The 10,712-nt window shown below is 64.6% G+C and carries 12 protein-coding genes; 7 read left to right on the top strand and 5 right to left on the bottom strand.

From position 1 onward, the window contains the following. Both ACE3S9_RS08325 and ACE3S9_RS08330 read left to right on the top strand, forming a co-directional pair. Positions 1 to 1,019: efflux RND transporter permease subunit (locus ACE3S9_RS08325; protein ID WP_374545981.1), on the top strand; the 1,019-nt coding region annotated here is incomplete at its 5' end. Positions 1,020 to 1,036: 17 nt separating this feature from the next. Beyond that, positions 1,037 to 2,170 (top strand): efflux RND transporter periplasmic adaptor subunit, encoded by a 1,134-nt coding sequence (locus ACE3S9_RS08330; RefSeq protein ID WP_374545982.1) that lies wholly within the window; start codon positions 1,037 to 1,039, stop codon positions 2,168 to 2,170. Between the two features lie 19 nt (positions 2,171 to 2,189). Here the strand turns inward: ACE3S9_RS08330 and ACE3S9_RS08335 are convergent, their stop codons facing one another. Together ACE3S9_RS08335 and ACE3S9_RS08340 are read right to left on the bottom strand one after the other, a co-directional pair. Next, on the bottom strand, positions 2,190 to 2,735 hold the full coding sequence (locus ACE3S9_RS08335; protein WP_374545983.1) for a CYTH domain-containing protein: 546 nt from the start codon (positions 2,733 to 2,735) through the stop codon (positions 2,190 to 2,192). Positions 2,736 to 2,895: 160 nt separating this feature from the next. Next, positions 2,896 to 3,756, bottom strand: coding sequence for a DUF2189 domain-containing protein (locus tag ACE3S9_RS08340; RefSeq protein WP_374545984.1), 861 nt, complete (start codon positions 3,754 to 3,756; stop codon positions 2,896 to 2,898). A 410-nt stretch (positions 3,757 to 4,166) separates the two neighbouring features. Between ACE3S9_RS08340 and ACE3S9_RS08345 the strand changes: the two genes are divergently transcribed. Then, complete coding sequence (locus tag ACE3S9_RS08345; RefSeq protein WP_374545985.1) at positions 4,167 to 4,961, top strand: DUF2189 domain-containing protein; 795 nt, start codon at positions 4,167 to 4,169, stop codon at positions 4,959 to 4,961. A 337-nt stretch (positions 4,962 to 5,298) separates the two neighbouring features. Then, positions 5,299 to 6,594, top strand: a complete 1,296-nt coding sequence (locus ACE3S9_RS08350; RefSeq protein ID WP_374545986.1) for a Glu/Leu/Phe/Val dehydrogenase — start codon at positions 5,299 to 5,301, stop codon at positions 6,592 to 6,594. A gap of 30 nt (positions 6,595 to 6,624) precedes the next feature. Here ACE3S9_RS08350 and ACE3S9_RS08355 read toward each other — a convergent pair whose 3' ends face one another. Further along, positions 6,625 to 7,098: an aminoacyl-tRNA deacylase gene (locus ACE3S9_RS08355; protein ID WP_374545987.1), complete on the bottom strand. Its 474-nt coding sequence runs from the start codon at positions 7,096 to 7,098 to the stop codon at positions 6,625 to 6,627. A gap of 329 nt (positions 7,099 to 7,427) precedes the next feature. Between ACE3S9_RS08355 and ACE3S9_RS08360 the strand changes: the two genes are divergently transcribed. Beyond that, positions 7,428 to 7,784, top strand: a complete 357-nt coding sequence (locus ACE3S9_RS08360; RefSeq protein ID WP_374545988.1) for a hypothetical protein — start codon at positions 7,428 to 7,430, stop codon at positions 7,782 to 7,784. Positions 7,785 to 7,801: 17 nt separating this feature from the next. Here ACE3S9_RS08360 and ACE3S9_RS08365 read toward each other — a convergent pair whose 3' ends face one another. Then, on the bottom strand, positions 7,802 to 8,011 hold the full coding sequence (locus ACE3S9_RS08365; RefSeq protein ID WP_374545989.1) for a hypothetical protein: 210 nt from the start codon (positions 8,009 to 8,011) through the stop codon (positions 7,802 to 7,804). A gap of 276 nt (positions 8,012 to 8,287) precedes the next feature. On the opposite strand from ACE3S9_RS08365, the gene ACE3S9_RS08370 reads away from it, so the two are divergent. Together ACE3S9_RS08370 and ACE3S9_RS08375 are read left to right on the top strand one after the other, a co-directional pair. Then, entirely contained in the window at positions 8,288 to 8,524 is a 237-nt protein-coding gene (locus ACE3S9_RS08370; protein ID WP_374545990.1) for a hypothetical protein, read from the top strand. Between the two features lie 658 nt (positions 8,525 to 9,182). Next, positions 9,183 to 9,563 carry a hypothetical protein gene (locus tag ACE3S9_RS08375; RefSeq protein ID WP_374545991.1) on the top strand — a complete coding sequence of 127 codons (381 nt, stop codon included), beginning with the start codon at positions 9,183 to 9,185 and terminating at the stop codon, positions 9,561 to 9,563. Between the two features lie 13 nt (positions 9,564 to 9,576). Here ACE3S9_RS08375 and ACE3S9_RS08380 read toward each other — a convergent pair whose 3' ends face one another. Next, positions 9,577 to 10,458: a helix-turn-helix domain-containing protein gene (locus ACE3S9_RS08380; RefSeq protein WP_374545992.1), complete on the bottom strand. Its 882-nt coding sequence runs from the start codon at positions 10,456 to 10,458 to the stop codon at positions 9,577 to 9,579. Positions 10,459 to 10,712 lie beyond the last annotated feature (254 nt).

The raw sequence follows: 10,712 nt of genomic DNA on the forward strand, positions 1-10,712 counted from the left end.
TGTTCTCGCCCTTCGGAGCCTCGACGCCGGAGTTCAACTACGATCTCGACCGCACCAAGGCCAAGCTGCTGGGGCTCAATCTGCCGGACGTGTTCAACACGCTGCAGATCTATCTCGGCTCGCTTTACGTGAACGACTTCAACCTGTTCGGCCGCACCTTCCGTGTCACCCTGCAGGCGGATGAAGCCTCGCGCGCCGATCCCTCGGCCATTTCACGGCTCTATGTGCGCAACGCCTCGGGCGGCATGGTTCCGCTTTCGACGCTCGGCTCGCTGCGCGCCATTGTCGGGCCGGAAACCGTGACCCATTACAACAATTACGCGTCGGCGCTGATCAATGGCGGCGCGGCGCCCGGCTATAGTTCGGGGCAAGCCGTGGCGGCGATGCAACGCGCCGCTGCGACGGTCCTGCCGCGCGACTATTCCTTCGAATGGACCGGCGTGACCCTGCAGGAGCTGCGCGCGGGCTCGGTGGCCTCGCTGATCTTCGGACTGGCCTTGGTCTTCGTGTTCCTGATCCTCGCCGCGCAATATGAAAGCTGGACGATGCCTTTCGTCGTCCTGCTGGCGGTGCCGCTGGCTCTGTTCGGCGCGGTCCTCGCGATCTCGCTGCGCGGGATCGAGATCGACGTCTATTCGCAGATCGGCTTCGTGATGCTGATCGGCCTTGCCGCGAAAAACGCGATCCTGATCGTGGAATTCGCGCGTCGGCTGCGCGAGGAAGGCTATGGCATCGTCGAGGCGGCTGCGGAGGCCGGACGCCTCCGCCTGCGGCCGATCCTGATGACGGCTTTCGCCTTCATCCTCGGCGTCACGCCGCTGATGGTCGCGACCGGCGCCGGCGCCGCAAGCCGCCGCTCGATCGGCACCACCGTCTTCGGCGGCATGCTGGCGGCGACGGCGCTGACCCTGCTGTTCGTGCCGGTCTTCTATTATTTCATCGAGCGGCTGCGCGAACGCGGCTTCTCGCGCCTTCCCGAACAAGACGCCCTGCCGGCGCAGCCCAGCGCGGCGGAATGAATTGGAGCAAGTGACCGATGAAAGCTCAAAAGCTGATCGCAACCGCGCTGTCGCTCACTGTAGCGGGCGCCGGACTTTTCGTTCTGACCCACGACGCGCGCCACGCCGGCGGTGAAGGCCAGGCGCGGGCGGCCGCGCCCATGCCGCCCATGCCCGTGCCGGTCGCGGCGGTGGTGAAGAAAACCATTCCCGTGACGCTGGATTATGCGGCGCGCACGGAATCCCTGCAGAACGTGGCCTTGCAGGTCCGGGTATCGGGCTATTTGCAGCAACAGGTCGCGGCCGACGGCGCCGACGTGAAGGCGGGCGACCTGCTCTACCGGATCGACCCGCGCGATTATCAGGCCGCGCTCGATCAGGCCCGCGCCAATGAACAGCGCGAGATCGCGGCGCTGGATTACGCCCGCATCAATCTCGAACGCGGCGGCAAGCTGGCCCAGACCGGCTTTCTCGCCAAGGATTCCTACGACCAGCGCACCAGCGCGCTGAAACAGGCCGAGGCCGCCGTCGCCGCCGCCAAGGCCGCCGTGCGCGCCGCGGAGCTTAATCTCGAATATACCGAGATCCGCGCGCCCTTCTCGGGACGCATCGGCCGCAACCAGGCGCCGATCGGCGCGTTGGTCAGCCCCGCCGGGCCGCCGCTCAACACCTTGGTTCAGCTCGACCCGATCTATGTCACCTTCAGCCCGAGCGAGACCGACCTTGCCGCCATCGAGGAGGCGCGCAAGGCCGGCCCGGTCAAGGCCGATATCCTGACGGAGAAGGGCGAGGCGGGCCGTCTGGGCGAATTGCGCTTCCTGAACAATAGCGTCGACCAGTCGACCGGCACGATCACCGCGCGCGCCATCGTGGACAATCACGATTTCTCGCTGCTGCCCGGACAATACGTGCGCGTGCGGCTGCATCTGCGCGAAAATCCCGACGCGCTGATGGCGCCGGCGGCGGCGGTTGGTTCGGGCCAGCTCGGCAAATATCTCTATGTCGTGGGCAAGGACAATGTCGTCGAACAGCGCATGGTGGCGCTCGGCCCGACCTTCCAGGGCCTGGTCGCCATCACGCGCGGCGTCGCCGAAGGCGATCGCGTGATCGAGGGCAATTTGCAGAAGATCGGCCCGGGAATGCCGGTCATGCCGCTTCCTTCCACGAACTGACCGGCCGGAGTCTCCCCCCTCAGCCGGCCAGCCGGGCGGCGTCGCTTGCGACGCCGCCTTCGGCGCGCTCGTCCAACAGTTCCGCGACCGTCAGCGGGCGTCCGGCGTCGTGGCAGAGCCGCCCGATGTGCCTTTTGTGAAAATGCGGGTGATAGGTGACTTCCTGCCCGACCCATTCGGGTATTTCGAAAGCCTGATTTTCGCTTTGCAGCTCGATTTCGGCCAGCACAATGCCGGAGAGCCGGCCGTCATAGACATCCACCTGCCAGGTGTTTCCGCCATGGAGAACCTGGTATCGCGTCTTCTCGAAAATCTTGTCGTCGCAAATGTGGACGAGCATGTCTTCGGCGTCCGCGCGCGGGATTTCATATTCATATTCGAGACGGCTCGGACCGGCGCGGTCGGTCTTGACCGTCAGCCATGCGGCCCGCTGTCCCAGCCGAACGCGCACCTTGGCGCCGTTATGTTCGCTGACCACCCCATCGCGGATCAGATCGCTGTCGATGATCGCATGGCGCCAAGAGTCGCCCGTGACCAGGAATTTGCGCTCGATTTCAAAGGACATTGCAATCCTTCCACCAACAAACGCCCATGGGACGAGGCGCCCGCGCGCCGAGCGTCATCCCAATGTCACGTCAATGTCATCCGGCGCGGGATGATTTAAGAATCGAATTTGGCGTCGGTCAAGGCGTCCGGGAACGGACCGCCCCTGCCCCACCCCGCCTTCACGCGACGACCTTGCGGTACAAATGCCAGGTGGCGTGGCCGAGCACCGGAAAGACAATGATCAGGCCGATCAGCAGCGGCGCCATCGCCACAGCCAGCGAGGCCGCGACGATCACGCCCCAGGCCAGAATCGGGCCCGGGCTTGCGCGCATGGCGCGAACCGAAGCGGCGATCGCCGTCAGGACGCCGACGCGCCGGTCGAGCAAGAGCGGAAACGAGACGACGCCGACCGCCAGCACGACCAAAGCGAAGATCAGTCCCGCCCCCAGCCCGAAGCCGACCAGCCGCCATCCCGCCGTACTATGCAGGATGTCATGACCGAAGGCGGCCAGCGACACCGGCATTTTCGGCCCGAGCGTATGGTCGTAGACCAGCATCGCCGTCGCCAGCCAGAGAGCGAACACAGCGGCGAGCAACAGGCCGAGCTTGAAGATCGCGGCGGCGTTCGACGAGGCGAAAATGCGCGCCGCATCGGCCCATGAAACCGCATCGCCCTGCTCCCGCCGCCGGCTCATCTCATAGAGCCAGACCGCCGCGAAAGGCCCGATCAGGACAAAGCCGGCGAAGACCGGGAAGATCAGCGGCAGCAGGCCGGAACTGGACAGCAGATAGGCCAGGGTCAGACCGGCCAGCGGATAAAAAAAGCAGAGGAAGACGACGTCGTCGCGAAAGGCCAGAAAATCGTCCCAGCCTTTCCGCAGCGCATCGCCAAGATCCGCATAAGCGATGGGCCGCACCTGGATCGGCGCGAGCGAAGGGTCGACGTCGGTGTGAAGGAGCGCGTGGCCGGTCGACAGCAGAACCTGTCCCGTCGCGGCGATCTGCGTCGCGCCCCATTCGGCCGGATGTTTGATCCGCATCGGAAAGTCCTCCCGAACCTGTGGTCGAGAGATCGCGGCTTCGGTAAAGCGGAGTCAGCGTGATCGCAATTTTCCGCGATCTCCAAACTCGCCCCTCATGATAGACCTACGCGAGCGCGATGTCATGCTGCGCAAAGCCGCAGGTCCGATATTGCCGGCGCGACGGAACGTCCGGGGCCGCAGCTTTGTTATAGTCCGGAATGGACCGCGTCCCCGGACATGCGGGAACGAAGGACCAGCCCCGCGCGCCCCGTTTCGCCGCAGCGCCTGCCCGGCCGGGCGGATCGGCGTCCACCCTTCCACAAGCAAGGGCCCGGCGGGGTTCGTCTCCGACGCTCTCGCGCGATCGGTCGTCCGTCGGCGCGAAAGGCCGGGAGGAGCGCGGTCGACCGGAAAAAGGGAGCAGTCCCGTGATCACCCTCTCACATGGCGGCGGCGCGACGCCGTCCCTGCCCTATGCGGATCGGGTCCGCCTTGTCGGCGCCGATCAACCCTATCTATGGCTTTCCGCAGGCTGGAGCGACTTTCTCACGGCCCCGGCGGCGAGCTTGGCCTATGGCCTGATCTTCGTCGTGATCGGATTCGCCTTGACCTATGGCCTGTGGGCGACTGACAAGATCTATATGCTGCTGCCGCTCGCCAGCGGCTTCATGCTGCTGGTGCCGCTGCTGTCGCTCGGCTTTCACGCCATCAGCCGCGACCTCGACCAGCGCCGGCAGCCGACCTTCCTGCGCGCGCTGACCGCCTGGCAAGACAATGCCGGCTCCATCATCAATGCGGCGCTGGCCTTCATGTTCGTGTTCCTGCTGTGGACCCGGCTGTCACAGATCGTCTTCGCGCTGACGTTCCCGTCCGACGCGACGCTCGACATTCCCGGCCTGCTCCGGGCGACCTTCCTGACCGCCAACGGCCTGGAATTCCTCGCCTTGTTCCTCGCGCTCGGCGCCTGCCTCGCGGCCCTGACCTTCATGGGCGGCGTGTTCGCCTTGCCGATGATGCTGGATCGCAAGGTCGGCGTGGTCGAAGGGGTGGCGACGAGCTTCACCGCCTGCCTGATGAATCCGCGCCCCATGGCGCTGTTCGCCGGCCTGGTCATTCTGCTGCTCGCCGGCGGCATGGCGCTTGGCTTTATCGGGCTCGCCGTCACCCTGCCCGTGATCGGCCATGCGAGCTGGCGCGCCTATCAGGCCGTGATCGCGCCATGAGTCCATCAGGATGAGCGACCGGCGTCGAAACGAACAAGGGAGATGACCATGGGCGCTCGAAAGAAACATCCGCGCGGCGACCGGCCGCCGCAGACCCATCCGGAAACGGCCGAACACAAGGACGCGCCGAAGACCGAACCGGCGGAGCCATGGGACGACGTGTCGGAAGCGTCTTGGGAATCCTTTCCCGCCAGCGATCCGCCATCGTGGACCATGCGACGCCCGCAGGAGGCGCCGCGGCCTTCGCCAAAAAACCGCTAGCATTGCGCGTCACTTTGCGGCGACATTCGAGCAAGACCGCCGCCGGCGGCATAGCTGAGGAAGGGATGTCGACCGGATGAACGAGCGCGCTTCGGTCCTGAACGGCGGCGTCTCCTATGTCCGGCCGTCCGCGACTAGCCCCTGGGGGACCTTCATCGCGCAGGTGGAGCGGGCCGCGCCTTTTCTCGGCCCGCTCTCTTATCTGACAGAGACGTTGCGCTGGCCCAAGCGCGTCCTGATCGTCGACGTGCCCATCGAAATGGATGACGGCTCCATCGGCCATTTCGAGGGCTATCGCGTCCAGCACAATCTGTCGCGCGGCCCCGGCAAGGGCGGCGTTCGCTTTCATCCCGCGGTCACGCTTGAGGAAGTGATGGCGCTGGCCGGCTGGATGACGGTCAAGAACGCCGCCATCAACCTTCCGTTCGGCGGCGCCAAGGGTGGCGTCCGCATCGATCCGAAGGCTCTGTCAAGCAAGGAACTCGAACGCGTCACAAGGCGCTACACCAGCGAAATCGGCCCGATCATCGGGCCGCAGAAGGACATTCCGGCGCCCGACGTCAATACCGACGCCCAGATCATGGCCTGGATGATGGACACCTATGACATGAACACCGGCCTCGCCAGCACCGGCGTGGTAACCGGCAAGCCGGTCCATCTCGGCGGCTCGCTGGGCCGGGTCAAGGCGACCGGACGCGGCGTGTTCGTCGTCGGCTGCGCGGCCATGCGGCGGCTGGCCATGCCGGTCGAGGGCGCGCGCGTCGCAATCCAGGGCTTCGGCAATGTCGGTTCGGTCGCCGCCGATCTTTTCGCCGGCGCCGGCGCGCGCATTGTCGCCATTCAGGATTCCGGCGGCGCCATCGCCAACGCCAACGGCCTCTCGATCGCCGAACTGGCCGCCCACCGGCATCGCGAGGGCGGCGTCTCGGGATTTCCCGGCGGCGAGACCATCGAGCGCGAGGCGTTCTGGGACATCCCCTGCGACGTTCTCATTCCCGCCGCGCTCGAAGGCCAGTTGACGGCCGCGCGCGCCGCCCGCACCACGGCGCGTCTGGTGCTGGAAGGCGCCAATGGACCGACCGTGCCCGAAGCCGACGACATCCTGGCCTCGCGCGGAATCACCGTCGCGCCGGACGTCATCTGCAACGCCGGCGGCGTGACCGTCAGCTATTTCGAATGGGTGCAGGATTTCGCCAGCTATTTCTGGACCGAGGACGAAATCAACGACCGCCTCGCCCGCATCGTGCTCGACGCCTTCGAACATGTCTGGGAGATGGCGGCGAAGCGCAATGTCCCACTGCGCACCGCCGCCTTCATCCTCGCCTGCGAGCGCATCCTGAAGGCCCACGCCGAGCGCGGCCTTTACCCGTGAAGCCCGCGCGGCCTCGCTTCGGACGGGGCGTCATTCGAGCGCGGCGGCGAAATGGGCGCGCCGCGCATCCTCGTTGAGCCGGACGAATTCCGCCTGGCTCACATGGACCAGCGTCCGATGGTCGCCGGCTTCGAAATAGACATCCGGCCGTTCGAAAATGCTGGCGTCGGCGATCACGTCGAGGCCGTAGCATTCTCCGACCGGCGGGATGGCGCCATGCGCGCAATCGTCGAACAGCTTGTCGATCTCGCCCTCGGTCGCAAGGGCGCAATCCTGCTTCAGCGCCGGCCGCAGGCGCGACAGGCTCAAGCGCTGCGAGGCGGGCAGAACCGCCAGCAGATAGCCTTCGCCCGTCCGCACCACGACCGCTTTCGCCAGATCGTCCGCCGAAATATGGCTGGCCTCGGCGGTCGGCATGGCGCCGTTGGTGAGGCGATGTTCGGTCAGGTCGAACTGGACCTGTTTACGCGTCAGATGGTTTTTCAGTTTCGCTGCAATGGACATTGCGGTCCCTCCCCGGCGAATAGCGGGCGTCCCGCGCGGGTCGTCGATTCCGGCTCGCGACCGCCCCCCGGCGCGCCGCTCCAATGTCAATGCGTGAATTTTATCGCTTCGCCGGGATCGGATCAATCGCTTCGGCGTCCACATCGCTGCTTATCGCGCGTGACGCTGGAGGGAGGGCGGCGCGTCGGGACGAATTCCCGCCCGTTTCGTCTTCCGGGCGTCCCGCGCGGATGCTAAAGATCCGCCAGACAGAACACGCGCAGAAAATGCGCCTTGTCATCGCCTTTCCGAAAAATGCGGGCGCGATGGCGTTGACATCGGAGGGGAGAATGGCGTCGTCGAAATATATCGTGGCCGGATTGGCGATCCTGGGATTTTGCTCGACCGCCTTGGCGCAGGCCGACGTCAAGCCCATGAAGATCTGGAACCTGACGGCGTCCACCATTGTGGATTTGCGTCTGGCGCCGAGCGGATCGAATAAGTTCGGGCGAAATCTCACGCTGGACGACAAGGACAGGGAGATCGATGTCGACGAGCGCCTGACCCTGCGCAATGTCGATCCCGGCCTTTACGACGCCCGGGTCAAGCTCAAGAACGGCCGCAAATGCACGCTCACCGGCGTCAAGCTGGAGGTCGGAGCGATCGTCAGCATCGAGGAAAAAGATCTGACGAACTGCCCGCGTTAATCCCTCTTTCGCTGCGTTCAATGCGAGGTTGGCGCGGAGGCGCAAGGCCTTCCCTCGGGCGCGGCGAAACCGCAATGTTGCGTCGCAGGAATCGGTCGCGCCAAGGCGAGCCACAACAGGGCGCCGATGAGCAGCGCGGCGGATACGACGGCGACGTCATAGGCGACGCGCAAGTCGATGACGCGAGACAGTTCGTCGAGATGAAGGCTGGTCCCCACGCGGCGCATTGCGCCGCCGCCTTGCGGATGTGCGATTGGCATTGTGGCCGGTCCCGGTCGATCCTGTTGAAGTCGATTTTCGTGTAACGCCGGCGGACGCAAGAAATCCATTCGGACGTGGGCGTCGGAAAATAAGGATCGCGTTACGAACGCTCGGCCGAGATCGAGACCGGCGCGCCGCCAGGACCAAAACGCGTTCTTTATGCCGATGACCCAAAGACGGAATGGAAAATTTGCGCCGAGGCGCATTAGAAGGCTGAGCATCATTGGTTCCGCGAGGCCCAAATGCTGTTCGAACATCTTTCCGCCGCTTTGCCCTCACCCGTTTCCATGCCCCGGCGACGGGCGCGCGCCTATCAGGCGATCCATGATCGGCGCCTGTCGCGCCTGAAGAACGGCTCGATTTACGTCATCGGGCTTCTGACATGGATCGCCATCCTGCTCCTCTGCGACCCGGCGTTCCTCCATTGCAATCGCTGGGATCATCAACAGAGCTGCGCCGTTCACGCGACGCATCGTTAGACGACCTGTGCGGGATTGCTCGTCACGATCGGGCGTGATCCGATCGTCGCGAGGCGCATGGATCGGCGTCACGCCCTCGGGAACTTATCGGCTAACAAAGAGCGATTGCGCGCAACGACAAGCAAGCGGCTGGACCCTTCCGGCGAGCCGCTTGCTGTCATCCTTCCGTTTCAATGGGACGATGGTTCGGGCGCGCAATATTTTCCCGCCCGCCCGAGGAACACGCAATTCTGTTCATCGCCATTTCGCGCGTCGGCGCCGGAACGTTCAGGGCAATGCGACCCCGCTCGCCCGAGATAGACGCAGCCTTGCGGACCCTCCGCGCCGCCGAACTTCGGATGGAGCGGCTGCGCCAAGACGGCCCAAAGCAAAACCAGAATGAACAATGCGGCGGCGACGACCGGGAGGTCGCGCGCGCTGCGCAAAGCGACGCCATGAGAAAGTGGGCGGCTGTGGGCTTTCGTCGCCAGCCCGCGCGTCGCTCCGCCTGAATGCGAATGAGCGTACAGCATGTTAATCAATCCCTCTCGCGACGTGCGTTTGACGGCGTTTCTGATAACGCCGTTCGTCGCAAGGCTTCCATATCGAAGGGAGCCTTTCGCCATAAGGAAACCATTGCCGCGAAGTCTTCAGCGATCGCGTCGGGTGGGCCGGAGGGTTGTATCGTTGGTTGTCGAAAAACCGCGACTATGGATTTCTTATTATTCGCGCCCGGCTTTCCTATCGATCCCTTATCCGCTTCGGAGGCAAAAGCGCTGCTGCGGTCCACAATACGGATCGCTCAAGAACAGACGCCAAAATGGTTATTCCGATATCCGTGGCCCAGCCACGCAACGCGATCCGACAACAAGCGGTCCCCTATTTCACGATCGGACAGGATTTGCAGGGCCGCTGGATCGCCGTCGATTCCCGCGGCCAGGACGGCGGGATCTTCACCAGCCGCGAAGCGGCGCTGCGATATGTCGCCGAACAGACCGGGCGACGCCGCGGCGCGGCCTTATTCTCTTCGACGCCGCTGGCTCTCTGGACAAGCCCGTGACCGGGCCAATCAGTCACGAAGCAATATCTTTGGCGCGCGGCTCCTGGTCGCGCCGAAGGTTGCTTGGCGCAATTCCTTTCAGCCGCTTCATCGTCGCCGTCATATGGCTGTTATTCGAAAATCCGGCTGTTCTCGCGATGGAGCCAAGAGACGAATCCGTCGTCGCGACGAGCCGTTCGACGAGATCGAGCCGCCGGGCGATGACATAGCTGTGCGGCGCCTGCCCAGCGCTCTGCCGGAAGGCGCGCAGGAAATGGCTGGGCGAAAGCCCCGCGACGTCGGCCAGCCGCTCGATCGATAAATTCTGCCCGAGATTGGCGTGAATATAGTCCGTCACGCGCCGCCAGGCCTTGGGGGAAAGACCTCCGCTGATCGGGCGGTTGGGAAGATCGCCGAGCGAGGAATAAGTGCGCAGGAGATGGATGCCGAAGACCGTGATCAGCGAGCTGACGCAAAGGTCGTCGAGCGCCTTGCCGCGTTGAAATTCCTCACGGATCAAATTCGCGAGGGTCAAGGCCTTTGGGTCGACCAGCCCCGGCGACGGCGGCCTGAACAGGACATGCTCGTTCTGGAATTCGGCGCCCGCGAGCCGCGCCAATTCTTCCCGGGTGAAGGCGACCAGCATGTTCTCTTTCGTCACGCGCCACCGGGCGAATAATTCGGCGTCGGCGGGCACGACTTCGATGGTCCCGACGGGCGCCAAAGCCACCGTCTTGCGATCGCTGTCCAGCGCGACTTCCCGCTCGGGTTGGGGCGTGAGCATGACCAGCGCCATATGCGCCGGCGCCTTGAAGGCGATCTCGTTGGGGCCGGTCTGCGTTCGCGTGGCGGCGCCGCCTTCCGCGGCGAATTTCGGTCCCCAGGCATCCGGAACGCAATCGAGCGATGTCGGCAAAAGCGCGCTCCCAAAAATCCTTCAAGCGCATCCCGGGATCGATCCGCGACCCGAGCGACCGCCTGCAGCCTAACAATGAACGCCCATTTTGTCGAAATCGCGCTCTCTTCAAACGATCAACAGCGCCGCGGCGGCGAGAAGGAGCGGCAGCGCGCTTCTGGAATCCGCCCCCTTTAACAGGCTGCTGAAAAACCCTTTCGCTTAAGTCTGGTTCGTGATTCGCTTCGATATGAGGGGGAGCATCAGGATGCGCG

This window comes from Rhodoblastus sp., assembly GCF_041915505.1.
Classification (GTDB): domain Bacteria; phylum Pseudomonadota; class Alphaproteobacteria; order Rhizobiales; family Beijerinckiaceae; genus Rhodoblastus.

Bases quoted from the DNA above. Each gene is read 5' to 3' on its own strand.
- ACE3S9_RS08330 (WP_374545982.1), top strand. From the start codon at position 1,037: ATGAAAGCTCAAAAGCTGATCGCAACCGCGCTGTCGCTCACTGTAGCG.
- ACE3S9_RS08335 (WP_374545983.1), bottom strand. From the start codon at position 2,735: ATGTCCTTTGAAATCGAGCGCAAATTCCTGGTCACGGGCGACTCTTGG.
- ACE3S9_RS08340 (WP_374545984.1), bottom strand. From the start codon at position 3,756: ATGCGGATCAAACATCCGGCCGAATGGGGCGCGACGCAGATCGCCGCG.
- ACE3S9_RS08350 (WP_374545986.1), top strand. From the start codon at position 5,299: ATGAACGAGCGCGCTTCGGTCCTGAACGGCGGCGTCTCCTATGTCCGG.
- ACE3S9_RS08355 (WP_374545987.1), bottom strand. From the start codon at position 7,098: ATGTCCATTGCAGCGAAACTGAAAAACCATCTGACGCGTAAACAGGTC.
- ACE3S9_RS08360 (WP_374545988.1), top strand. From the start codon at position 7,428: ATGGCGTCGTCGAAATATATCGTGGCCGGATTGGCGATCCTGGGATTT.
- ACE3S9_RS08365 (WP_374545989.1), bottom strand. From the start codon at position 8,011: ATGCGCCGCGTGGGGACCAGCCTTCATCTCGACGAACTGTCTCGCGTC.
- ACE3S9_RS08370 (WP_374545990.1), top strand. From the start codon at position 8,288: ATGCTGTTCGAACATCTTTCCGCCGCTTTGCCCTCACCCGTTTCCATG.